Source organism: Herbidospora yilanensis (assembly GCF_001570565.1).
Taxonomy (GTDB): Bacteria; Actinomycetota; Actinomycetes; order Streptosporangiales; family Streptosporangiaceae; genus Herbidospora; species Herbidospora yilanensis.
Genome location: NZ_BBXE01000032.1, coordinates 24,456 through 47,668, shown reverse-complemented (window position 1 = coordinate 47,668; position 23,213 = coordinate 24,456). Strand labels below are relative to the sequence as shown.

Below are 23,213 nucleotides of genomic sequence, written 5' to 3'. Positions count from 1 at the left end.
GGTCAGGCCGCTACGAGAGGTTGTCCGAGACGGACGCTTTTGGGGCCGGGCACGGATCATCCGCGGTCCACGACGGTTCGCCACTGCCGCTCGTCCACGGATCGGGATCCTCCAGCGGCACCCGACGGCCGGTGGCCATCGGCACGGGAGCGGCGGGGTCGCGATCGACTCCACAGAGGCATCTGCAGCAGTGCAGCCTGATCGACTTCACGGACGGTCACATCGAGCAGAACGCACATCGGCGTCGTCGCATCGCGTACCGGCCCTGAGGAATTTACCTGCCGTGATTCGTCGACGACCCTGACGGTCACGAGACCGTCAGGAGGTATGTGAAATGCGTTTCCCGCGGAGAACCGCAATGTCCTCAATCGCCGTCATAGTGCTGATGCTCGGTCTGATAGTGCCGTCCGCTCCGGCGTCGGCCGACGTGATCGGCGCGTTCGTCCTCCGCGCCCGGCACAGCGACATGTGCCTGGAAGTGGCCGGTTCCTCCACCGCCAACGGCGCGCCGATCCAGCAGGCTCCCTGCACGAACGCGCCGAACCAGCTCTGGAACATGAACCGGCCGTGCGGCGCCAACTGCTACGTCCAGTGGATCAACCTGAACAGCGGCAAGTGCCTTGAGCTGCTGACCACGCCCACCAGGGTCAACGGTAGCTGGATGATGCAGTGGGACTGCGATTTCGCCAACAGCACCACCCAGCGCTACCAGGTCCTGAAGATCGGCAATCTGGGCACCAAGGACCTGTACAACATCCGCGTCATCTGCTGCCCGGTCCTGTACCTCAACGTCGAGGGCGGCTCGTTGTCCTCGGGTGCCCGGGCGGCGGTGAACAGCTCCTCCGTCGCCAGTTCCTTCCACGCCCAATTCACGCTCGCCTGAGAATTCGCCGAGACCTGGCCGGACGAATCTCGGGCCGAGTGGAGTCCGGTCAGGTGCGGGCGATGAACGTTTCAACGCCGCCGCCGTGCGCGAGCCCTTCTTCGGGGCCGTGTCAGGTCTGGCCGTAGTCGCGGACCGTAACCACAGCCGATCGGGGACGCCGGCAGGGGGTGCGCGCGATGACCGCTTCACGGCGCGACGTCAGCCGGCATCCTCGTCGGAGGTATTGACTTGACCAAGATCTCCAGTAGCCCGCTGGCGGAGCAAAGGATCATGGAATACCAGTGATGCCGGCCCGATACGCGGGCCCTTTTCACTGGAGCACGGATGTCTTCGAAGTCCCGGCTGGGGTTCATCGTTTTGGCGGCTGCGAGTTCCGTCGTCAGTGTGCTGGGCGCTCCGATCCCCGCCCACGCCGCCACCGGCCAGGTGGTCGTGTTCAGCACCGAGTTCACTCCGCTGTCGATTTACAGCGACCCCGCGGGCTGTCACAGACTGCCGCTCGCCAGCCATCAGCTGAACAACCAGACCGACATGCCCGTCCGCGTCTATCTCGATCCGTTCTGCATGACCCAGAGCATCACGATCCAGCCCGGTCACGGCAGCCACGTTCCGCCCCTCACCGGGAGCTTCTCCGTGGACTAGAGGCAACGCCGTTCAATTAGGGCGGTGGTCTGTTCGTCAAGGGCTGATACCCGCAGCTTCGCCTCACCGCGCTGGTGGCGTGCCGGACACGGGTGGTGATCGACACGGGGCGGGTGGGTGAGCTGGAGTACGCGCGCCGGCTGGCTGTGGATCTGCGGGCCGGGATGCTGCTGCCGGGCGACCGGAACTTCGCCGCCGCCGGCGTGCCCGGCCATCGTGCGGCCGCGGCGCCGATCTGCTGGTGCGCTGCAAGTCCGGCCGGTCGCCGCCGCCGCTGCCGCGACGGCTCCACGCTGGCCCGTCTGGGCGCGCTGACCGTCAGGGTCATCGACGCCGAGATCGGCATCCGCACCGTCCACGGCGCCTGCACCGGCCGTTACCGGCTGCTGCCCACTCTCACCGACCCCGGCCTCTACCCGGCCCTGGAACTGGTCCGGCTCTACCACGAGCGCTGGGAGATCGAACTCCGCAGGGAGTCGAGCAGGAGGTCTGGGCCCTGCTGATCGCCTACCAGGCGCTACGGACCGCGATGACCGACGCCACCGATCCCGTCCTCGGGCACCGACCCCGACCGGGCCGCTTTCGCCACCGCTCTGGCCGCCGCACGCGACCAGATCGTCCTGGCGGCCGGTGTCATCACCGGCACTGAGGTCGATCTGGTCGGCACCATCGGCCGCCACGTGCTGGCACAGCTCCTGCCGGCCCGGCGGGTCCGTACCAGCGACCGCGTCGTCAAACGCGCGATCTCCAGATACAACGCACGGGGACCCGCCATCGATCGGACCACCTACAAGGCCACTATCGGCATCACCATGCTCGAAAGCGGTCCATGAACACCACCGGCCCCGCCTTAACTGAACGGCGTTGCCTCTGGACCTCAACCTCCGCTCTTCATCGCGGGGGAGAGGTCTGCGGCCAAGTGATCCTGGAGGTCGGCGTGCCGGAATTGGTAGATGGGCCCGACAGTGCGGAGGAGGCCGAGCCGGTGGGCGTCATCGAGAAACGCCATCAGGTTGCGGGGCAGTTTTCTGCGTAGATTCAGCACACTGAGCGCGACGAGGTAGCTCCAGGACACTCCGCCCGGGTGTTTGAGCCTCAACGCGCTCACGAGTCCGCTCACGAGCCCGATCAAGAGACCGAACAAGAGCCCGGCCGATGGCCCGGCCGGGGGTCCGACCGAGGACCCGATCCAGGGTCCGATCAAAGGTCCGGCCAAGGACCCGACCACGAGCGCGTATGTGGTCGCCCGAAGGAGGACTAGGGTGCGGTCACCGCGCAATGACTTGGCCGGCGTGCTCACGCGATCCAACGGCGCAGGTGATGCCGCCCAGCCGATAAGTCCGATCAAGAAACCGACCAAGAGCCCTCCTGCGAGTCCCCCCACGAGCCCTCCCACGAGCCCATCCACAAGAGCTCCCAGAAGCCCTCCGCTGAGCCCGACCGTGAGCACATTCACCGCGGCGCCCATGACACCGCCCCCGAGCCCGGAAAAGAGCCCGATTCCGATTCCGAGCCCGAGCCCGCCTGTGAGGCGTTTAACCAGTTCTATCCCTCGGTGGTGAAGGGAGAGGTTGGCGTAGCCGGGCTCCAGCAAACTTGGATCTTCTCCACCTCCGCCTACTACCGCGAACCCGAATACGCCCGCGAAAAAGCACCCAAATGTGAGCCCGATCCCCCATCCGAACGCGAGTCCAAGGACAAGCCCGAACCCGAGCCCGAGCATCACCCCCACGGCCGCCGCCGCCGCGAATATGGCCTCTGTACGCACGCCATCATCGAGGGTGTGGCGGGCGAGGTGCCACCAGACGAAGTCGCGAGTGCGGGGGCGGCCGTCGGGGGTACGGGGATGGGTGAGGTGGCAGGCGAGCCAGGTGAGCCAGCGGGTGGCGTCTTGCGGGTTGTGGCGGCGGCGAGGCCGGAATAGGTGCCCGGGGTCGGTGCTGAGGGGTCGCCGGCGTATGAGGGCGGGGATGAGCTGGTCGAGCAGGTGGCCGCGCAGCTGGTCAGGGCCGGGGAAACGGTCGGGGTCCAGCAGCGGCTCCGGATCGGCGCGGCCGTCGATGTAGACGACGCGCAGGAGCCACAGACCCAGGGCGGTCCCGACGACCGCGGCTAGCGTGGCGCTGGGATTCTGTGTGGCGATGTCGGCGGGTGTGGCGCGTAGCGCGGCCAGGGTCTGCTCCCAACCGGCCGGCGGCTGGGGTGGCAGGCATCGCTTCAGGTAGGCCGCGGCGGTCTTCGGGGTGATGGGCTGGGGTTCGATGACCATGGCTGAGGTGAGTACGTCTCCCGCGCCGTCAACGGCGCGGCTGAACTCGGTGGTGCGGCTGGTCACGATCAGCTGATCGGTGTCGGCCAGGGACTGGTTCAGCGCCACGATGACGGCGTGCTGCGCTGCGGGAGGCAGTTCGTCCAGCCCGTCCAGGACCGGCAGGATGTGCCCGCGCGCCGCCAGCGTCTCCGCCGTCCCGGTGGGCAGGTCAGGCGCGCGCAGCGCGGGATAGTCCTGATCGAGCCGGATGGCCAGCCACTGGTGCAGACGGGGGAAGGCCTCGGTATCCCAGCCGGCCACCGACATCAGCACCGGCACCGGTTCGCCGGGATGTGCGGTACGGGTGGCCAGCAGTTCGCGGACCAGCTGGACGGCCAGGGTGGTTTTGCCGGTGCCGGGGCCGCCGAGGATGACCAGGCGGCGGCGGCGCATGCTGCGGAATTTTCCGGTCAGGGTGGCGATGTCGTCGCTGGAGGCGGTCAACCGCTGCACCCCGGGAGTGAGGTTGGCCGGCTGATCCATCACCGCCGCGGTGGCGGTCTGGCGCCAGATCACCGGGATCGGGTCGGGGTCATCCAGCGAGCGCAGTGTCGCTTCGGTCTTCCACTGCTGTTCCACCAGCCCGGCCAGCACGTCTTTTGCGTGGTCGACGTGTGCGGAGGTGACCGCTGGCCGTACCGTCGAGCGCCGTCGCCATAGCCATAAGGGCACCAGCAGCGTCGGGACGACCAGGAGGACGCCGACCAACTGGGCCAGGTTCGCCGCCGTCTGCAGCCCTTCTTCACCGCTCAGGCCCCAGCCGATCAGCGCCAGCAGCCCGGTCACGCCGGCCACTCCGGCCCACCAGGTCAGCGCATACCGCCACGAACCACCCCACCTCGCCATGACCGCATCCTGAACGCTTGAGCGGCAGCCCACCCGCGACAGAAACGAAACTGTGACCAACCCGCATCGCGAGACACGCCACGAACACGACACCGTCGAACGGGCCGGACAACCAGCTTTCATCCAGTTGTCGGCGGCGGCACGTCCATGGGCGCGTTTCCGGAGTGGGCGCTGGCCTGATTGTCATGGGGTCGTCCACGAGATAACCGGAGAGCGGCCCGAAGTCCAGTCGAGGCCGATTGATGGGGACTGGCTGAACCCGGCTCTTGGTCGGGCGATGAAGCTGCGAGGGGTGGGGTCGGAAGATCTGCGGCTGTCATTCGCAGCGAATCGTAGTGCCGGCGCCGCCGCACTGGCCGAGCACGACCCCGGCCGCCGACGACACTGACCTCCCCCCACACCGCCCAGCAGGGTGATCGCATGCCTCGTGACCGAAGCCCCATCCGCGTCCCGCGGGTCTCCCGCCTGCGTTGGTGGTGGACCCGCATCACCACACCCCACGCCCCGCTGCGCTTCGTCTACCACCCGCCCGCACTTCCGGCCGGCCTGCGCGAAATCTACGTCTACGATCCCGGCGACTACGACATCGCCCGCCTCGTCTGGCAGGTCTGCGACGCCTGCCGCTGCGGCAGCATCAACAAGATCTCCATCGACCAGGAATGGCAACGCCAAGGGCTCGGCCGCCGCCTGATCCACCGCGCCCTGCGCGACGGCCCCGCGTACGCCTGGGTCACCTCAGGACAGTCCCCGGAAGCCGAGAAGTTCTTCCCGATCATGAGCATCGAGACGGGAGCGGCATTCACCGCGCACGGCCGGTCGTGTCCCCACACCAAGCTCGACCGGAAAAGCCTCGCCGCCGAACGCATCCCACCGCGCGCGGTCATCGAACACGACATCTGACAACGCCATGGACAACGCCGACCACCAGTCCGCCGCCTCCTCCCCGGCCGAGGCGGCCGCGCCCGACTACACCGTGCCTCAACGTCAAGACTGCTGGCCCAACTGGCTCGGCCGCTGCCCTATTCGCAGTTCCGACCGAGCGAAAATCCGTGAAGCGCTCGAGACCGGGCTACCCGACGGACCACTCACCGTTCCCGGCCCCTTCCTGTGCTACCTCACCATCGACGGCCTGAACCGCATAACCGACCAACGCAAGCTCATCCGGGGCCCACCAGATTTTGATCATGCTCGATCGCTGCTCGGCGGGGTCGCCGGTGGACCCGGTGTCCCGCCGCTCCGGCCCGGCTCGAAGACGCCACCGGCCTTCCGCCCGCCTGCATCGAGGTGGGCCGGCTAGACGTCCTCCGCGATGAGGACCTCGCGTACGCGGCCAACCTGAGCCGCGCGGGCGTCTCGGAGCCCCGCACGAGTTCGATTCGATCGCCTTCAAGGCCGACGTCGCTCACCGCGCTACCGCCGACCGCATCCGAATCGGCGACATAGCCCGCGCCGTCCTCGTCCTAACCCATTTAGTGAGATCACCTCGGTGCTCAACGACAAAAGTCATTCCGGCGTGGAGAGGCCGGAGCGGTGGGCGATGACCGCCAGCTGGGTGCGGTCGCGGGCCTGGAGCTTGGCGAGGAGGCGGCTGACATACGTGCGGGCCGTTGCCGGGCTGATGAACAGGGCCTTGCCGATCTCCTGGTTGCTCTCGCCGAGGCCGACGCGTGCCAGGATCTCGCGTTCGCGTTCGGTCAGGTCGTCGAGGCGCGGGTCGTGGACCTGGGACGAGGGCCGGCCCATTTCGGCCACGCGCTTCATGAGGTGGGCGGTGACGGCGGGGGAGAGCATGTTGCCGCCGGCCGCGACGGTGCGGACCGCCTGGCGGAGGAACTCCGAGTTGATGTCCTTGAGCAGGTAGCCGGCGGCGCCTGCGCGGATGGCCTGGTCGATCTCGCCGGGGTCGTCGAACGTGGTGAGGATCAGCACGCGGACGTGACCTAGCTCTTCGTCGGCGGCGATGCGGGCGGTCGCGTCGATGCCGTCGCCGCCGGGCATGCGGATGTCCATCAGCACGACGTCCGGACTGTGCCGGCGGACCTCCTCGAGAGCGCGTACGCCGTTGTCGGCCTCGGCCACGACCGTGATACCGAGGTCGTTCTCGAGGAGGCTGCGCAATCCGGCGCGGACCAGTTCCTGATCGTCGACCAGCACGACCCGGATCATGCGGCCCCCCCGAGCGGCAGGTGGGCGTCGACGACGAAACCGTCGGCCCCGTGCCGGGTGCGCAACGAACCACCGAGCGCCGTGGCGCGTTCGGTCATGCCGGCGATCCCGTGCCCACCACGCCGCGGTTTGGCGGGCGGGGCGCCGTCGTCGGCGACCGTCACCCGCAGCCGCCCGCCGTTGACCGCGACGAGCACGCTGACCCGGCTCGCCTGAGCGTGACGTACGACGTTGGTCACCGCCTCCTGAATGATCCGGTACGCCGCCGCGTCGATGGTGCGGGGCAGCGTGCCGGACTCCACCTCGACGCGCTCCTCCACGTCGAACCCGGCCGACCGGGCAGTGTCGAGCACCGTCGTGAGGTCGCTCAGCGAGACCGACTTGGGGCCGGCCGACTCGGCCGAGCGCAGCAACCCCACCGTGGTCCGCAGCTCGCGCATCGAGGCCGAGGAGGCCTCCTTGATCCGTTGCAGGGCGGTGTCCAGCGCGGGGTGGCCGGACGGCGCGGCCTCCCGGGCAACCTCGGCGTGCAGGGAGATCACTGAGACCGTGTGGCCGATCGAGTCGTGCAGTTCCCGGGCGATCGCCAGCCGCTCCTCGCGGACCCGGCTCTCCGATTCCTGCTCGTGCTGACGGGCCAGCAGCACCGTCATCTCCCGTTGTTGCCGGCGCTGGACGCGGCGGCTGCGCACGCTGTCGCCCAGCGCGATCGCCATCGCCATGGAGGCCACGTGTGTCGCCAGGTCGTAGCCCAGCACGTAGGAGGCGCTCTGGCCGGAGAGCAGCCGGAAGACGAGCGAGAGCGCGAGCACCGCCGAGGCGGTGACGATCGCCGACGTCAGCCGGCCCGCCTCGGCGGCGGAGAACAACGCGGCGGCCAGCGGGATGCCGACGCCGACGGCCGGATAGCCGCCCACGTAGTATGCGATCAGGCCGAAGGCGCTCACCAGCAGCACCGCACGGGGGTGCTGCCGGCGGGCGAGCATCAGGGCGCCGAGGCCGGCGGCCCAGAGGTAGGCCAGCGCGTCCGGCTCTTTCGTGCCGCCCTGCCGGGACGAGATCACGGCAGTCAGCGTGGCCGCCACCGCTAGGCCGATGACGATGTCCACAAGCCAGGGCGGAAGCCGGCGCGTGCGCCCATCCATGCGCCTAGGCTAGGTCCTCCGGCGGCCCGGCGAGTCCCTGACGATGTAGTCGCGGGGCGACTGTGCGATCGCTTCTCGACGTACGCCAGCCGCGACGCCAGACCGATGGCACGGGCGGCCCGCCCCCCTAGGTTCGAAACCATGGAGAAGCAAGGATCCCGCGCTCTCGGACTGCCATGGATCGCACTGATCGGTCTGGCCCTGCTCGCCGTGCCCCGCGTCGTCCTGCACGACCTGGACGCCATCCAGGAGGGCGACTTCGTCAATCTGCTGCTGGTCTTCGTGCCGCTGCTGGTCTGGGTGGTGGTCGCCGTCATGGCCCGGGTGCCCAAGCCGTTCCTCACGCTGCTCGTGGTCGGCGGTCTCTACGGCATCTTCCTGGCCCTCGGTCACCAGATCCTCTGGGACCGCAGCGTCGGGGACGACGTGACGCTCGGCGGCAACCTCGAGGGCCGATTGTCCCCGGGCGTCGAGGAGTTCGTGATCCGTACGTTCTCGGTGTTCAGCAGCCTTTTCACAGGTCTGCTCGTCGGTGCCGTCACCGGGCTCGTCGCTTGGGGCGCCGGCAAATTACTGCGCAGCAGTACGAAGGTCTGACAAGCGATTTGAGAGAAAGTCGCCCCCAATGCCTGCTCTTCAGAATCGCCGAATCTGTCGCGAATAGAGCGCACGATGCGTGCTGCGCCGGACCGGGACAGCGGCGGCGCGGGCGAACATGGCTTGTTCGTCTGCGGCGAGCGCGGTCTTCGCATCTGGGTGCATCCACGAGTGAAACACGATTCCCACTACGGCTGGTGCACACCGACCTTGGGACCAAGTCCATGCGATGCGGGCCCGGTGGGGGAGGGGAGCGCGGCATCCGGTGATCGGTCTGATGTGTGCTCGGGTGTTCGTCAGACCTCCAGGAACTCCCCGCACCGGCCCGGAGGTACGCCCGCTGAATGCGTACCTTCATGTGGGTCCGGGATCGAGTCAGAAATCTCGCTTATAAATCTACTTAGTAAAGGCGTCGGGCAGAGTGCAGGCTCACCACCACCAGAATCACAACTCTCCACGACAAGCAGGGCTTGTTTGCCAGCGGGGCGATCACGGCCGATGGGGGAAGCTGATGCGCATCAGCCGGCTGTTGGCCCAGTCTTCGAGCCGAGTCGGCCGGATGGTGCCGGGGTCGTGGGGCTGATTGAGATCCGCGACGATCTCCGCCAGCACGGCCTGACGTTCAGCTGGGGCGGTGACCGGCGTGGCCAGTGCGGGCAGATCTGCGCGGATCCCGTTTTTGAGGTGGAAGGTGAAGGAGGGGTTGGCGAGAAGGTTCGCATACCAGTCGGTAGCGCCTCCGCCGGCGCCGCTACACAGGTAGGTGGTGCCCGCAGCTCGGTAGAAGAAGATCTCGATGCGGCGTGGGCGGCCGGTTCGGCGCCCCAGCGTCGTGATGTCGATGATCCGTTCCCTGGTGCCTGCGGCGGGTGTGATCTCGATGGCTCGCCGGATGTGATCGGGCAGGTGCGACAAAGACGCGTCTCGTACGGACTCGTTCGATCCGGTCGTGTCTGGACTGCTCATGCGGTCTCGATCTGAAGGGCGGGCCCGAGGAGGAGTCCACCGTCGATGACGTACTCCGACCCCGTGATGAACGACGCGTCTGATGACGTGAGGAACAGGAGAAGCCGGGTGACGTCGGTCGGCTCTCCAAGCCGGGGGATGGCGAACGGCTCGGGTGAGTAGAAGTCGGCGATCGCCGCGGTGGCGCCGGCTGCTGGTTCTTGGATGAAGGAGGTCGCGATCACGCCGGGGTGGATGGTGTTCACGCGGATGTGGTCCCGGCCGAGCTCCAGCGCTGCCGTTTGGGTGAGACCGCGCACGGCCCACTTGCTGGCGACGTACGGCGCGTAGTGTGCGGTGCCGCCCAGGCCCATTGTCGAGGCGATGTTGACGATGGCTCCCCCTGTTGCGCGGCGCAGAGCAGGGGCGGCGGCCTTGATACCGAGGAAGGTCCCTGTGAGGTTGATGTCGAGGATGCGCGACCACGTGGCCTGGTCCGTCTTCTCGATCGGCGCTGGCGGGTTCTGGACGCCCGCGTTGTTGACGAGCACGTTCAGGGCGCCGAAGGTGCTCTCGGCGGCTAGCACGGCGGCGGACCACGAGCTCTCATCGGTGACGTCGAGGCGGGTGAAGCGAGCACGGGTCCCAAGCTCGGCGGCGAGAGCGGTGCCGCGTTCGGCGTCGATGTCGCCGATCACCACGTTCGCTCCCTCCGCATGAAAGGCACGTACGTGGCTCGAGCCTTGGCCACCGGTCCCACCGGTCACGAGCACGGTCTGGTTGTCGAAGCGGCGCATCGGATGTTCCTTCGGTATGTGGGTGACTGACCGGGGTCATCGGTGATGGACGGCGGCCGATGGTGAGCCGAGTGACTCACCTCTGCGCCGACAGTAGGCGGGTGGCGGTGGCGAGTCAAGCCACTCACCTCGTATACTCGGCCTATGAGCGGGGTCGTGACGACGTATCACCAGCGCATCGCCCAGGAGAAGCGCGCGCTGATCGTGGCGGCCGCGACCGCTTTGTTCCTCGAGTTGGGCTACGACCGGACGTCGCTGGCGCGGATCGCAGAGCGCTCGGGCGTTTCCCGGGCCACCTTGTTCAAGCAGTTCCCGAGCAAGGCTGCCCTGTTCGACGCCATGGTCACCGAGTCCTGGTCAACCGCCGACGAAGAGGATCCTCCGCCGGCAGGCAACGTTGTCGACGGGCTCAGCACCATCGGTCGCCGCTACGCCGAGTTGTTGAGCCGCGCCCAGATGACCGACCTGTTCCGAATCGTCATCGCCGAGCTGCCGCGATTCCCCGAACTCGCCAATGCGCAGTTCTCGCACGGGAAGATGCCCTACTTCGAGTCCGTACGCGGCTACCTCCTAGCCGAGCACGAGGCGGGAACGGTGCGGGTCGAAGACGTGGACCTCGCAGCCACCCAGTTCCTGGGCATGATCTCCAACTACGTCTTCTGGCCGACACTCCTGGTGCCGGGCTGGCAGGTGAGCGCCGAACGCGTCGCTCAGGTGGTCGACGAGGCCGTGCGCACCATCGTCGCCCGATACGCCGCTCCTGCACGGTCTGACATATAGTCGCCCGCGGCCGTGTAGCCGGGGTCGGGGAGAGGGGACCACCCGGCGGGGGCGACCGCGCGCGGTAGGGCGTCCGTGGTCACCCCGACCTCGACCACGCCAGTCTCCCGATCGAGGGCCTGCGTCCGGTTCAGGCCCGTGAGGTCCAGGACGGTGCCGCCGGCGTTGCGGTCCGCGTCGCCGTAGGAGCGGCCGCCTCCGCGGGCGAGGGTGCCGCGGTCACCGGCCTCGCGCACCGGGTCGGCCGCCCGCCCGGATTGTTGAGTAGCGGGCTACTCAAGTCGCCGCCCTTCCGCCGGCGGAGGATCGGGGCACGAGACACATGAAGAGGTGAGCAATGGGCGAGTTTGATTTCCACGTGGCACGCGCCAGCGCGCAGCGTGCACGGGCGGTGGCGGAGACCCGGTCGCCGTTCACCATCGAGGTGCGCTTCCTGGGCGGCCTCAGCGACACCCAGAAGGCGGCGTTCGCCGCCGCGGCCGACCGCTGGGCCCGGGTGATCGTGGGGGACCTGCCCGAGGTCGAGATCCCCGGCCTGCCACGACTCCCGGACGGCCTCACGCCCGGGGAGATCGTCGACGACATCCTCATCCTGGCCCGGGGCGCCGAGATCGACGGCCCCGGCACCCCGCAGGGCAACATCCTGGGCCAGGCCCGGCCGCTCCTGGTACGTTCCGGCACCCGGCTCCCGGCCGTCGGCGAGATGACCTTCGACAGCTTCGACCTGGACCGGATGGAGGAGAACGGCCTGCTCCACGACGTCATCTGCCACGAGATGGGCCACACGCTCGGCTTGGGTGGCGGCATCTGGCAGGAACTCGACCTCGTCCAGGGCCTCGGCACCACCGGCCCGGTGTTCACCGGGGTCCGGGCCGGTCAGGAGTTCGCCGCCCTGCTGTTCAGCACCGACCCGCACGTCGTCCCGGTGGAGAACGTCGGCGGTCCCGGCAGCGTCGGCTCCCACTGGCGCGAGTCGGTGTTCGGCGCGGAACTCATGACCAGCAGGGTCGCCTCCGGCGTCGGCAACCCGATGAGCCGCCTCACGGCCGCCGCCTTGGCCGACATGGGTTACCAGGTCGACATGGCCGCCGGCGAGCCGTATGTGCTGCCGTCGCAGCTCCTGCTCGCCGACCTGCGCGCGGTGGCCCCGGAGACCATGCTGATCTGCGGGGTGTCCGCCGATCAGCCGCCCGTGGTCATCTGAAGGTTCGGGTGGGTTCCTCGTCGGCGAGTTTCGACGCCTGGACGTTCCGCGGCTTCTGGCGTCAGGTGAAGAACAGAGACGGCTCCATCGGGCTGGGTGTCAGCGGCTGCCAGGCCCGATCTGGGCGAAGATCTGCAGGCCCGTCAGCACGATCGGCAGCAGGACGACCGTGGCGAACGCCCCGAACGGCACCGTGCGCAGCCGCATCGGCCTGATCCGGGCGGCGTTGGTCCGGGCGAACTCGGCCACGAGCGGCTGCACCTGGCCGAGGTCGCGCTCGTCGACGTCCGCGAGGAGTTCCGACAGCTCGGCGACGCGGGCCTCCTTGGCCGCCCGCTCGACGGTCCGGAAGCACAGCCACGGCACCAGGGTGTAGACGGGGGCGAGCAGGACGTACAGGAGTATGAGGCCGAGGACGGAGATGGGCACGCTGCTGCCCAGCGCCGCGATCAGGACGGCGATGGCGGTGCCGAGCACGACCAGCGCCCAGTAGGCCGTGCGGTAGACGCGGGCCACCGGGGTCCAGCCGAAGCGGCCGTCGCGGTTGTACCAGTCGGCGCGCAGGTCGGCGGCGAAGTAGAGGGCGACGCTGAAATAGACGGTCAGCACGCCGACCACGTTGAACGTGAAGATCAGCACCATCGCGAGGAACGCCAGCACGGAGTAGATGACCACGCCCAGCGGGTGTTCCGGCCCGGCCCACCAGTTCTGCTTGGCCGTTTCGATCCATGCGGCCTGCTCGGCGGCCGAGACTCCGCGGGGGGCGAAGACGCGGAAGGCGTTCTGGCTCAGGCCGTTGGCGAGCAGTGTCGCGAAGATGAAGCTGCCGACGACGACCGAGCCGGAGAGCACCAGCTTGGTCCGGGCGGTGACGCCGCCGAACTTGTGGTCGAGCCGGTCGAGCGCGGTGCCCTCATCGCCCGCGAGCAGCCGGTCGATGCCGAGCACCCGGGAGAACACGTTCGACCTGGGCACCAGGCGGGGCACGATCGTGCGGGATTCCCGCAACTGCGTGAGGGCGGTCGAGACATGGTGCCAGTTGCGGTGTAGTAACGCGAAACCGGTCACCACCAGGAACCCGCACAGCAGGCTGGTGAAGTCACGGAGCAGCGGGAAATTCGGTTCGGATGCTTTGCCGGAACCGGTCAGCGCATAAGCGACGTCGGCCGGAAAGCGGAAGTCGTCCGGCCGCCCGAAGGTGCCCTCGATGAGGGTGCACGCCACGGTGACCAGGAAGATGACCAACCCGGCGAGGAGGATCCGGCTGATTCCCTTGTCACGTAATCGACCAGGGAATATGGGTATGAATTCGAATGGATCGAACTGCGTGCGTGGTTCGCTCATCTGCTCTCCCGGACGCATGCTAAATGCGTGATCACATCCGATACAACGCCGCGCCGATCTCAATTCCGCTCGCCGCCCCGACGATGACCACGAGATCTCCGGGGGCGGCGTCGAGCGTCGCGAACGCGAACGGCAGCGCCGAGGTGAACAGCTCGGGGTCCGGCATCAGGATGGTGGTGACCTCGTCTTCCGTCACGCCGTGAGCGGCCAGTAATTCGGCCACGACCTGGGGAACGAGCGCGGCGGTGCGGTCGGCGAGCAGCCGGCGGTCGCCCGCGCGCACGAAGCTGCGGCCGTCTTCCTGGACCGCGGTCGCGTGGAAGTCGGCGAGGTGCTCGTCGAAGTGGCGGGAGTGGAAACCGGCGAAACCGCCGTCGCCCGCTTCGAGGAGCAGCGCCGACCCCCGGCGCCTCACGCCGCCGCCGTCTTCGGACGCGGCGACCAGGACCGTCCGCACCGCCCCGGCGCTGATGAGCTCGGCGGCCACCCGGCAGGCGTCGAGGGTGCCCAGGCCGCCGTTGGTGAGGTCGAAGCCGAGGAAGTCGCCCCCGAGGCCGAGTTCGCCCGCCGCGATCGCGGCGACGGCGGGTTCGGCGATCAGGCCGGTGACGTACACCCCGGTGTGGATGAGCAGGTCGGGCTGGTCACGGCCGGTCAGGCAGCCGGTGATCGCCTCGCGGAGCAGCTCGATCGTGGTGGCGCCCTCGGTGGCCAGCCCGACGGCGCCGATGCGGACTCCGCGTAGCGGAGCCGGTGTCGTGGAGGGTGTGGGCCGGGTCGACCCGAGGCCTCCGGCGAGGCGGGCGGGCAGGTCGTCGAGGGTGTAGACGGCGGTGCCGACGGTCACGCCGGAGGCGGCGATCTCGAAGAGCACCCGCTGACCCGACTCGACGCGGCCATCTCTCGCGGCGTCGTAGAGGGCGAGAAGGTGGGCGGTCGTGGACGTGTTGCCCCATGTCGCCAGGTTGTCGATGACGTTGCCCTCGTGCAGGGCGTCGGCGCCGAACGCGCGGTTGGCGTGGCGGATCCCCGCCCTGATGGCGACGGACGAGGTCTGGTGGGGGATGAACCGGTCGACGTCGCCGATGGTCAGGCCGAGCGCGGCGAGCGACTCGGCGGCGTGCGCGATCGACTCGCGGATGCCGACCGCCGCCAGCGCGGCCATCTGGGTCTTCATCACCGCGCCGCCGTGTGGCCGATCGGAGGGCCCGGCCACGCACAGCGCGTGGTGCTCCCCGAGGGTGCGCAGCCCGATGTGCTCCAGTCCGGTGCGGTCGTCGCCGGAGCGGGTCAGCAGGACGGCCGCGCCCGCGTCGCCGAGGGTCAGGCAGGCGATGCGCGAGTCGTGCCTGCCGTCGATCTCGAGCTGAGCTGTGGAGATCAGATGGGAGACGAACTCGCCGCTGACGACCAGCGCGGTGCGTACCCGCCCCGCGCGGATCAGCGCGTCGGCGAGCCAGATGCCGGTGAACGTGCCGGCGCACGCGTTCGTCAGGTCGAACGTCCAGGCGTGCCGGCAGCCGAGCAGATGACGCAGCCGCGTGGCGAGGGCCGGTTCGTAGGTCGCCCTCGAGGGCCCGTCGATCCGCGAGATGCTCGTGTTGATCAGCAGGTCGATCTCCTCGGCCGGGATCGACGACCGTGACAGGCAGTCGAGCCCCGCCCTGGCCGCCAGATCGACCGAGTATTCGCCCTCGCCGGCCACTCGCCGCGAGACGATGCCGGTCATCAGCTCCAACGGCAGGTCGAGCGGCCGAAGGCAGCCGCCGACGACGTCACGGGTGGTGACGGTTCGGGAGGGGGTCGCCACCCCGATGGAGTCGATGACCGTTCGGGCCATTCGTCGACTCTACGTTCCGGGACCGGCCCGGGGGCGGAACATTCCGTTAGCGGTCTCCGTACACCGTCGCCTCAGCTGGAAGGTAAACGAATGGATACACGTGCCGTGCGCGAGACGAGGGTGACGCTGCCGGACTTGGACGACACCGACGTGGACAGGGTCGATTCGCTGGAGGGCGAGGACGGCAAGCTGCGCGACTTCCGGTACGCCGGTGCACGCCTGCGCGAGCTGACCCTGTCGGGGACTCGGCTCATGGACGGGTGCATCACCGGCCTCACGACACAGCGTGCCCGCCTGAACGACCTGACCTTGCACTCGGTGGAGTTCTCCGGCTGTGACCTGGCCAATCTCCATTGGGGCGACAGCAAGTTGTCCCGGGTCACGTTCACCGATTGCAGGATGCTCGGCGCCGTGTGGCAGGAGATCACCTTCGATGACGTGGTTTTCCAAGGGTGCCGGCTCGACCTCGCCACCTTCACCCGCGTACGCACCAGCGGGTCCGTCATCTTCTCGTCGTGCTCACTGCGGGAGGCGCAGTTCGTCGCGGGCGATCTGAGCGGCGGCGTGGCCATCGACGACTGCGATCTCGCGCTGGCCGAGTTCAGTGGAGGCGGGTACCGCGGCCTCGATCTGCGAGGCAACGACTTGTCCGGCATTCGCGGGCTGGGCGCGCTCAGGCACATCATCATCGACCGGCCGCAGCTCCAGGGCCTTGCCGAGGCGTTCGCGGCCGAGATGGAGATCACCATCAGGCCGGCCCGGATGTAGCCCGGTACCACCGGGGGCCGTGCGCGGCGATGACCGAGACCGGCACACCGTTGGCATAGGCGACGGTCGGCGGGTGGCTGCCGCGCGGGATGGCGATGGTCTGCCCGGCGGAGTCCTTGTCGGTCTTGGAGGTGCCGATGCGCGGGTCAGCGCGACGAGTTCACCGCGCCGTCCCGGTGCGGCCGGGGGACCTGGGCGAAGGTGGACAGCCTGAACCACCGGGGCATCTGGCGGCGTAGCGCCTCCGGGCCGTGCACCTCGACGGCTCCGGAGCGGAGGGCGTCGGGCCAGGTGAGGTCGCCACGCCAGATCTCGGTCATCCGCCGCAGGCCCACGGTCACCTTCACCGTCGGCGGGTAGCCGGGATCGTCGTCGCACACGTCGGCGTCGCCGCGGGTGACGACCAGCCACCAGTCACGGGTGTGCGCCGCCACATCGGTGAAGGTGAACTGCACCACCGTGCGCTGTTCGGGCATGGCGTCGTGGTCGACGTTGCGGTGGATGTCCCACAGCAGCAACTGCGGATCGAGGTCCTCGTCGCCCAGCTCGGGGATCCAGCGGATGCCCCACGCGCCCAGGGCTTCGACCACCGGCCGCAGCTCCTGCCCGGCCGGGGTGAGCACGTACAGCACCCGGTTGCCGTCGGGACGGCGTTCCAGGACGCCCGACCGCTCCAGCCGGTTGAGACGGTTGGACAGCAGCGAGGGGGACATCCTCGGCACCCCGCGGCGCAGCTCGTTGAAGTATCGGCTTCCGGTGACCAGTTCCCGGATGATGAGCAGCGTCCAGCGCTCGTCGAGCAGCTCCATCGCCTTGGCCACCGGACAGAACTGTCCATATGAGGATCCCACGACGGTCAGCGTAACTCCGCCCCGAAATCACCTGGTGGTACAAATCTTGTACTAGAGGCGACGGCCCGGCGTTCTTACCGTCGAGCCATGACTCTCGCAATGAGCCCGACCCAGCACGACGCCGACGTCCTCGCGCTGGCTGCCGAGGTCGGCGTGCGGTGCGCGCCGAGCGAGGCGGAACACGACCTGGCCGCGACCTTCGTCGCCGAGGGCTACCGGGTGATGCAGGACCGCGGCTACCTGAGGTTGGCCGTACCCGCGGAGTTCGGCGGCCTGGGCGCCGGGCTCCGTCAGGTCGTGCTGGCCGAGGGCGAACTCGCCCGCCACGCCGGATCGGCCGCCCTGTCCGCGGCCATGCACCTCTACATGACCCTCGTCCAGTGCTGGCGGCACCGTCGAGGTGCGCCGGATGCCCAGGGCGTGCTGCGGCGCGTTGCCGCGGACGGGCTGATCATGGCCACCAGCGGCGGATCGGACTGGGTGTGCCCGACGACCACGGCCGTCGAGGTCGAGGGCGGGTTCCGGTTCACCGGGCGGAAGACGTTCTGCTCGCAGGCGCCGGTCGCCACCGTCATCTCCACCTCTGCGGTGCTCGGGGAACCCGGCCCCGACGCCGAGGTGCTGCACGCGGGGGTAGCGCTGTCCAGCCCCGGCGTCTCGATGGCCGAGACCTGGGACACCCTCGGCATGCGGGGCACCGCCAGCCATGACCTGGTGTTCGAGGACGTGTTCGTCCCTGCCGACAAGATCCTGGGTCGCCGGCCGTACGGGAAGCTCGCGGGGCCGCTGCTGGTCGCGGCCATTCACTTCGCGCCCGTGGTGAGCGCGGTCTACCTGGGCATCGCACGGGGGGCCTACGACGAGGCGCTCCGCGTCCTCGGCGCGCGTGCCGGAGACCCGGCCCCGGCGGCGGTTCGTCAACTGGGGGAGATGGCCGCCCGCCTGCGGGTGGCCTGGTGGGCGCTGCTCGCCGCCGTCGAGGAGGTCGGCGACGACCCGCCGGCGGACGAGCCGACCTTGATCACGTTGATGGTGGCCAAGCGGCACGCCGTGTGCGAGGCGAAGGCCGTCGTCGACCTCGCCCTCGACGTGGTGGGAGGTGCCGCCTTCTTCCGGACCTCTCCGCTGGAACGGGCATACCGGGACGTCCGCGGCGGTCCCTTCCATCCCCTCACCCCCGAGGCGACCTTGGTGCTGACCGGCACCGCCGCCCTGGCCGGGGCATCCGGGGGTCGGGCGGATCATCGAACCTGATCGGCCGTTGCGGGTACGACATCCGTAGATCGTTCGGCGGTAGTGATTGATCACCGCCCGGGTCTGGTGAGTCGGTCGGAAATGTTCGGGTTCATCCCTCCTCCACGTACGCGAAGGCAGGCAGTGCCCCCTTGGCGACCAGGGCCATGGCCTGCGCTTTGACGCCGAACATGGCGGCCACGGCCGAGGCCATCAGCTGCGGGCTGCCGTCGAAGGCCTCCTCCAGGGCCCGCAGCAGCGCGCAGTAGGCCCGGTTGAACTCCTCCGACGAGGCGGTCGTGGTGATCGGGTAGACGCCCGCCGGGTCGACCGTGATCGGGTCGCCCGTCGGGCCGGAATTCGGCGTGTCGCCCCGCTGGTAGCGGCGGCCCGCCTTGAGCTCCAGGAAGCGGTAGTAGTGGGCGACCTCGTCCCGTTCGGGGTGGAAGACGTCCTTGTCGCCGTCCCAGACCTCGTCGCGGGCCATGCCCTCGCCCTGTTCCACGATCTCGTCCAGCGCCGCCAGCCCCGACTTCAGGTCGGTGACCGCGATCAGCCGCCCGGCCGTGTGGCGGAAGTGGCTCGCGCCGATCTGGCGCGAGGGATCGCCGGTGAAGACGGCCTCCTCGCCCAGCCGGGCGCACAAGGCGCGCAGGCCGTTCTCGATCGCGGCGTAGAACTGGCCGATCGTCTCGTAACCCTCAGCCTGCGCGGGAGTGCCGTCAGGGGTGGGCGCTTCGAGACGCAGGAAGTTCTCCAGCGCCTCCGGGCCGAACGGCTCCAGCGACAACTTCAGGTTGCCGTGGGGCAGTGTCCGGGGGAACGGCTTCATGTTCTCGGGCGTGTCGAGGCGGGGCCGGCCGCCCACCGCGTTCAGCAGGTTGGCGGCCAGCGTCAGGTGCAGCATCTCCTCCGCGAACACGCTCCCGACCACTTCGACCGCCTCGGGGTTGCGCTCCGGGTCGAGCGTGTAGAGCGCGCACAGGTAGGGCGGGAGGGTGGCGTGTTCGAGCTCGACCGCCCACTGCAGGTGTTCTCGCAGGTCATCGAGTGTCTCAGGCATCTTCTCCGAACACCTCCCCCTCCTGGAGCACCGTCAGCGCGGTCGTCCATGCATCGGACATGTGATCACTTCCCCTGGTTGTCCTTGAGCCAGTCGAAACAGCCGATCCGGCCGAGGGCCACTCAGCTCACTGCCGAAGTAAGGGGCGTGGACCCTTTCTCATTGCCGGACGTCAGCTAGGACAGGGGAGGGCCAGGAGTTGTGACAAAGCCGCGGAATCTTTTCAGACATCCAGCGACCTGGCGTTATATGACAGGCCGGGCAGCGCTGAGGGCGACCCCGCGTAGCTTCCGCCGGGCGCCGGAGGGGGCGCCCTCTCCGGCGGACAACAGCGCGACATCCGATCGCTCCCCTTCCTTGGAACCCTTATCAACAGCTCCAGCATCGACGCCCAATTCGACGAGGACACCCGCATGAGCCGACGATCACACGGTCGGCCGGGCCGGAGTCATCTGCTTTGAAAAGCCTTGAGCTGCTCTAATGTCAGTTCCTGCGTGTGGGTCGCCTCTGCGCTTGCCGCCCATGCCAGGATCCGCGGATCGGGCTTTTGCCCATGAGGCAGACCGCCGACAGCGGTGTCTCGTCCGTTGGAGTCGATCAGCTTGTGCATGTATTCGGCAAGCGCGTACGGCCCACCGCCGCTGTACCCGACCTCATAGCCGCGGCCCTCGCGCTCGGGCGACAGTGAGAGGGCTCCCAGGGGGGTGCGGATCCAGAACACATGGCTGGTCCGGTCGATAACCGGGCCGGCGAAGACATCGTCGGCACGCAGTCCAAAGGTGTGTAGGTGGTGTATGCCCACTGGTCACGGCGGTGACCTGCGGACCGCCCTGGCGTGGCCCGCGGCGCCCTAGAGACTCTCCAGGATGTCGATCAGGGCGTCCCGGCTGGAGCTGCCGAGCTCCTCGCTCTCCAGGCGTTCCCGCAGCTCGACCGTCCGGCCGTCGTGCAGGGTGAGCTCGGCCCTGAGCGGCACCTTCCGCCTCACGCGGACGCTCTCCACCGTCTCGTACGCGATGAACGGATGACTCCGGGCGAGCTTGTCGGCGGACATGCTCTCCACCAGGTCCCGCATGCGCAGCCTGCCCTTGTTGATCCGGCCGGGTTCGGGCACCAGGACCAGGCCGGCGGTGAGGATGATCACGTCGTGGTCCTCGCCGTCGACCTTCACGTTGGCGAGGCCGCCGATCGTGGCGGCGCCGACGGCGGTGGGGGCGGTGTCGCGCTGGGTGCCGGCGGAGATGTGCACCCCGAGGTGGGTGAGGTGGGCCATCGCCTCGCGCAGGCCGTTCGGGCGCAGGGCGAGCGCGGCGGTCTCCTCCAGCGGAGGCTCGGTTCCGTCCCAGGTCACCAAGGTCGCGGGGCCCGACCAGGAGTGCCGCCACTGGACCACGCCGGACCGGATGGCCGCCAGCGTGAACATGCGCGCCAGCGGTCCGGCGAACAGGTCCGGCAGTTCGCGGCGGGTGGCGGTGGGGAAGAGCGGCTGCGCCACCTCCGCCAGCCGTCCGGCGGCCAGTTGCTCCACGACGGTGGTCAGGTCGGCAGTGGGACGGCCGAGAGCGCGGGCGATGGCCCGGAAGTCCCGGTCCACCTCGTCCTGGAGGTCGGCGGTCAGCGCGGCGGCCGTGTACTCGGGCCACGGCAGCGGCGTGCGGCCCTCGGCGTCCACCACCTGGTCGGCCAGGGCGCGGGTGAGCGCGGGCAGGTCGGCGACGAACGCGTGGGCGGGGCGGGGGTCGACCTGGACCGGCGTGTCGGGCATGGCCCGGATGGCGGCGATGCGGGCGGGCAGCGGGGGGTGGGTGTCCCAGCGGGAGCCGCGTCCCTCGGCCCGTTCGTCGGTCAGGGCCGCGATCTGCTCGGCCCGCGCGTGTGCCATCATCGCGAAGCCGCCGAAGATGTCCTGCGGCACGTACCCGTGCTGCCAGCCCAGCCCCACGTACGCGTGGTGGAAGAAGCCCCAGGCGGCGTCGAGGCCCGGCATGCGGCTGAGGGCGGTCGCGGTGGCCTGCTTGCCGGCGATGAGCACGGCGGCGCGGTCGGCGGCGAACTCCTGGCGGCGGGAGACGGCGTTGTCGGCCAGCACATACAGTCTGCCGTACCCGCGGAAGATCCAGGAGACGGGGTTGCGGCGGCTGGTGCGGTCGAGGGCGGTGGCGATGGCGAGGCGGCCCCGGTAGGAGAGGGCGGCCAGGCGGGTGTCCCGGTTGGAGTAGTGGCCGAGCTCGTGCGCGATCACGGCTTCGAGTTCGGAGACGGTGAGCGCGTGCAGCACGGGCAGGCCGAGCATGAGCCGCCGGGTTCCGCCGATCAGCCCGAGCAGGCGGGTGTCCTCGGTGACGGCGGCGTTGACCTCGGGGACGAGCCAGATCTCGTCCGGCGGGCGGGTGCCGACCTGCCCCGCCAGCCGGGTCACCGTGTGGACCAGCCAGGGGTCGGCGACGCGCAGGCCGGCGGGCGGCTCGGGCTTGTGGCGCACCAGCTGCCAGACGGCGCGGCCCGTGCCGATCGCGGCGGCCGCCACCAGGGGCCAGAGCAGCTTGACGGCGATGAAACCGGCGATGACATTGCTGATCAGGACGGTCAGGGCGATCGCGCCGGCTATCTGGCCGACGCCCACCACGCAAAATCCGGCGAGGAGGGCGAGCGACAGGGTTGCCCGGGCAAAGCCGATCATGGATATCCTTATTGATCAATTGGGGGGTTTCGCACCTTACAAGTTCTTGGGCTGGGATATCGATGAGTTTCCTGTTCGGGCGCAAGAAGGCCGTCGACGTCTGCATGGGCGACCCGGACGCGAACCTGCTCCGGAAGGCGCTGGGCGCCGGGGACTGGCGGACCGCCCGCGACCTGCTCACCGCGCACACCGACCCCGACGTGCGCACCTTCTACTACAAGATCTGCGCCACCGTGGACGGCGTGCAGGACTGGATCGACGAGTGGATCGCGGCCGAGCCGCACTCCCTCGTCCCGCTGCTGGTCAAAGGCGTGCACGGCGTCTCCTGGGCGTGGGACGCGCGCGGGTCCGCCCCCGCCTCGGACACCTCCTCCGCCCAGTTCCGGCGCTTCGCCGAACGGCTGAAGATCGCCGAGGACTGCCTGGACGAGGTGGTCGAGCGGGACCCCGACGAGGTGGTGGCCTGGGCGTCGCTGGTCACCTCGGCGCGCGGGCGGAGCGTCGGGTACGAGGAGACCTGGCGCAGGTTCGACAACGTGCTGCGGATCCATCCGTTCCACGTGGAGGCGTACCAGCAGATGTTGCAGGCGATGTGCGCCAAGTGGATGGGCAGCGACGAGGAGATGTTCACCTTCGCCCGCGAGGCGGTGGCGCAGGCTCCGGAGGGCAGCCCGATCGGGATGCTGATCCCGAGCGCGCACCTGGAGTACCGCATGAGCGACAACCTCGTCGAGTACTTCACGCGCGCCGACGTGGTGGCCGAGCTGCACGCCGCCGCCGACCGGTCGGTCCGGCACCCGGCCTTCCGCCGCCGCCAGGGCTGGCCGCAGGCGCCCAACATGTTCGCGCTGGCCTTCTGCCTGGCCGGCCAGTACGCGGCGGCGGCCGACCAGTTCGACATGATCGGCGATCTCGCGACCAAATGGCCCTGGGAGCTGTTCGGCGATCCCGGCCGCCGCTTCCACGACCTCCGGACGGAGGCGTACCGGAAGGCGCTCCGCTGACCTTCGTCAGTTGTGGTCGCCGAGGAATCGCAGGACGCGGTCGTTGACGGGGACCGGGTCGCCGCCGTTGATCCAGCGCAGGAAACGCGGCATGGCCCAGCAGGCGGTCCA

23 protein-coding genes are annotated in these 23,213 nt (G+C 69.2%); 11 read left to right on the top strand and 12 right to left on the bottom strand.

The window, feature by feature from the left end:
• Window positions 1-385: 385 nt before the first annotated feature.
• The 3 genes from AW273_RS25465 to AW273_RS25455 all read left to right on the top strand — a co-directional run bounded on the left by AW273_RS25465 (window position 386) and on the right by AW273_RS25455 (window position 2,031).
• Window positions 386-883: an RICIN domain-containing protein gene (locus tag AW273_RS25465; RefSeq protein ID WP_198168349.1), complete on the top strand. Its 498-nt coding sequence runs from the start codon at window positions 386-388 to the stop codon at window positions 881-883.
• A gap of 327 nt (window positions 884-1,210) precedes the next feature.
• Window positions 1,211-1,528 carry a hypothetical protein gene (locus AW273_RS25460; protein WP_062353026.1) on the top strand — a complete coding sequence of 106 codons (318 nt, stop codon included), beginning with the start codon at window positions 1,211-1,213 and terminating at the stop codon, window positions 1,526-1,528.
• Window positions 1,529-1,623: 95 nt separating this feature from the next.
• Window positions 1,624-2,031 (top strand): hypothetical protein, encoded by a 408-nt coding sequence (locus tag AW273_RS25455; RefSeq protein WP_157556132.1) that lies wholly within the window; start codon window positions 1,624-1,626, stop codon window positions 2,029-2,031.
• A 374-nt stretch (window positions 2,032-2,405) separates the two neighbouring features.
• On the opposite strand, the gene AW273_RS25450 is transcribed toward AW273_RS25455, so the two are convergent.
• Window positions 2,406-4,625 (bottom strand): NACHT domain-containing protein, encoded by a 2,220-nt coding sequence (locus tag AW273_RS25450; protein ID WP_198168348.1) that lies wholly within the window; start codon window positions 4,623-4,625, stop codon window positions 2,406-2,408.
• A gap of 480 nt (window positions 4,626-5,105) precedes the next feature.
• On the opposite strand from AW273_RS25450, the gene AW273_RS25445 reads away from it, so the two are divergent.
• Both AW273_RS25445 and AW273_RS38105 read left to right on the top strand, forming a co-directional pair.
• Complete coding sequence (locus tag AW273_RS25445; RefSeq protein ID WP_062353017.1) at window positions 5,106-5,585, top strand: GNAT family protein; 480 nt, start codon at window positions 5,106-5,108, stop codon at window positions 5,583-5,585.
• A 291-nt stretch (window positions 5,586-5,876) separates the two neighbouring features.
• Window positions 5,877-6,128 carry an alpha/beta hydrolase fold domain-containing protein gene (locus AW273_RS38105; RefSeq protein ID WP_198168358.1) on the top strand — a complete coding sequence of 84 codons (252 nt, stop codon included), beginning with the start codon at window positions 5,877-5,879 and terminating at the stop codon, window positions 6,126-6,128.
• A gap of 60 nt (window positions 6,129-6,188) precedes the next feature.
• On the opposite strand, the gene AW273_RS25440 is transcribed toward AW273_RS38105, so the two are convergent.
• Together AW273_RS25440 and AW273_RS25435 are read right to left on the bottom strand one after the other, a co-directional pair.
• Window positions 6,189-6,851 carry a response regulator transcription factor gene (locus AW273_RS25440; RefSeq protein ID WP_062353005.1) on the bottom strand — a complete coding sequence of 221 codons (663 nt, stop codon included), beginning with the start codon at window positions 6,849-6,851 and terminating at the stop codon, window positions 6,189-6,191.
• Window positions 6,848-7,915 carry a sensor histidine kinase gene (locus tag AW273_RS25435; RefSeq protein ID WP_232327586.1) on the bottom strand — a complete coding sequence of 356 codons (1,068 nt, stop codon included), beginning with the start codon at window positions 7,913-7,915 and terminating at the stop codon, window positions 6,848-6,850. The genes AW273_RS25440 and AW273_RS25435 overlap by 4 nt, the downstream gene beginning before the upstream one ends.
• Window positions 7,916-8,137: 222 nt before the next feature.
• On the opposite strand from AW273_RS25435, the gene AW273_RS25430 reads away from it, so the two are divergent.
• The gene (locus tag AW273_RS25430; protein ID WP_062353001.1) at window positions 8,138-8,593 is read left to right on the top strand and encodes a hypothetical protein; all 456 of its coding nucleotides are present in this window, start codon (window positions 8,138-8,140) and stop codon (window positions 8,591-8,593) included.
• A gap of 489 nt (window positions 8,594-9,082) precedes the next feature.
• Here AW273_RS25430 and AW273_RS25425 read toward each other — a convergent pair whose 3' ends face one another.
• Complete coding sequence (locus tag AW273_RS25425; protein ID WP_062352998.1) at window positions 9,083-9,559, bottom strand: nitroreductase/quinone reductase family protein; 477 nt, start codon at window positions 9,557-9,559, stop codon at window positions 9,083-9,085.
• A complete protein-coding gene (locus AW273_RS25420; RefSeq protein WP_062352995.1) occupies window positions 9,556-10,335 on the bottom strand; it encodes a glucose 1-dehydrogenase in 780 nt (259 codons plus the stop codon). Before AW273_RS25420 ends, AW273_RS25425 begins: the two co-directional genes overlap by 4 nt.
• A 144-nt stretch (window positions 10,336-10,479) precedes the next feature.
• Between AW273_RS25420 and AW273_RS25415 the strand changes: the two genes are divergently transcribed.
• Window positions 10,480-11,115, top strand: coding sequence for a TetR/AcrR family transcriptional regulator (locus AW273_RS25415; RefSeq protein ID WP_062352992.1), 636 nt, complete (start codon window positions 10,480-10,482; stop codon window positions 11,113-11,115).
• Here AW273_RS25415 and AW273_RS36555 read toward each other — a convergent pair.
• Window positions 11,046-11,351, bottom strand: coding sequence for an FAD-binding protein (locus tag AW273_RS36555; protein WP_083950032.1), 306 nt, complete (start codon window positions 11,349-11,351; stop codon window positions 11,046-11,048). The genes AW273_RS25415 and AW273_RS36555 overlap by 70 nt on opposite strands.
• Before the next feature lie 101 nt (window positions 11,352-11,452).
• Here AW273_RS36555 and AW273_RS25410 point away from each other — a divergent pair, with 101 nt between their 5' ends.
• On the top strand, window positions 11,453-12,319 hold the full coding sequence (locus AW273_RS25410) for a leishmanolysin-related zinc metalloendopeptidase (protein ID WP_062352989.1): 867 nt from the start codon (window positions 11,453-11,455) through the stop codon (window positions 12,317-12,319).
• A 99-nt stretch (window positions 12,320-12,418) separates the two neighbouring features.
• Here AW273_RS25410 and AW273_RS25405 read toward each other — a convergent pair whose 3' ends face one another.
• Window positions 12,419-13,564: a hypothetical protein gene (locus AW273_RS25405; protein ID WP_062352988.1), complete on the bottom strand. Its 1,146-nt coding sequence runs from the start codon at window positions 13,562-13,564 to the stop codon at window positions 12,419-12,421.
• Window positions 13,565-13,694: 130 nt separating this feature from the next.
• A complete protein-coding gene (locus tag AW273_RS25400) occupies window positions 13,695-15,503 on the bottom strand; it encodes a 3-oxoacyl-[acyl-carrier-protein] synthase III C-terminal domain-containing protein (RefSeq protein WP_062352986.1) in 1,809 nt (602 codons plus the stop codon).
• A gap of 135 nt (window positions 15,504-15,638) precedes the next feature.
• Between AW273_RS25400 and AW273_RS25395 the strand changes: the two genes are divergently transcribed.
• Window positions 15,639-16,271 (top strand): pentapeptide repeat-containing protein, encoded by a 633-nt coding sequence (locus AW273_RS25395; RefSeq protein WP_198168346.1) that lies wholly within the window; start codon window positions 15,639-15,641, stop codon window positions 16,269-16,271.
• Window positions 16,272-16,417: 146 nt separating this feature from the next.
• Here the strand turns inward: AW273_RS25395 and AW273_RS25390 are convergent, their stop codons facing one another.
• Window positions 16,418-17,122 carry a winged helix-turn-helix transcriptional regulator gene (locus AW273_RS25390; protein ID WP_062352982.1) on the bottom strand — a complete coding sequence of 235 codons (705 nt, stop codon included), beginning with the start codon at window positions 17,120-17,122 and terminating at the stop codon, window positions 16,418-16,420.
• Window positions 17,123-17,209: 87 nt separating this feature from the next.
• On the opposite strand from AW273_RS25390, the gene AW273_RS25385 reads away from it, so the two are divergent.
• Window positions 17,210-18,376 (top strand): acyl-CoA dehydrogenase family protein, encoded by a 1,167-nt coding sequence (locus AW273_RS25385; RefSeq protein ID WP_063910094.1) that lies wholly within the window; start codon window positions 17,210-17,212, stop codon window positions 18,374-18,376.
• A gap of 91 nt (window positions 18,377-18,467) precedes the next feature.
• On the opposite strand, the gene AW273_RS25380 is transcribed toward AW273_RS25385, so the two are convergent.
• From AW273_RS25380 to AW273_RS25370, 3 genes are all read right to left on the bottom strand, one after another.
• Window positions 18,468-19,418 carry a ferritin-like domain-containing protein gene (locus tag AW273_RS25380; protein WP_062352978.1) on the bottom strand — a complete coding sequence of 317 codons (951 nt, stop codon included), beginning with the start codon at window positions 19,416-19,418 and terminating at the stop codon, window positions 18,468-18,470.
• 448 nt (window positions 19,419-19,866) lie between these two features.
• Complete coding sequence (locus AW273_RS25375; protein ID WP_062352975.1) at window positions 19,867-20,220, bottom strand: hypothetical protein; 354 nt, start codon at window positions 20,218-20,220, stop codon at window positions 19,867-19,869.
• 48 nt (window positions 20,221-20,268) lie between these two features.
• Entirely contained in the window at window positions 20,269-22,098 is a 1,830-nt protein-coding gene (locus tag AW273_RS25370) for a M48 family metallopeptidase (protein WP_062352973.1), read from the bottom strand.
• Between the two features lie 62 nt (window positions 22,099-22,160).
• Between AW273_RS25370 and AW273_RS25365 the strand changes: the two genes are divergently transcribed.
• Window positions 22,161-23,102, top strand: coding sequence for a tetratricopeptide repeat protein (locus tag AW273_RS25365; protein WP_062352970.1), 942 nt, complete (start codon window positions 22,161-22,163; stop codon window positions 23,100-23,102).
• The last annotated feature ends 111 nt before the right edge of the window (window positions 23,103-23,213 follow it).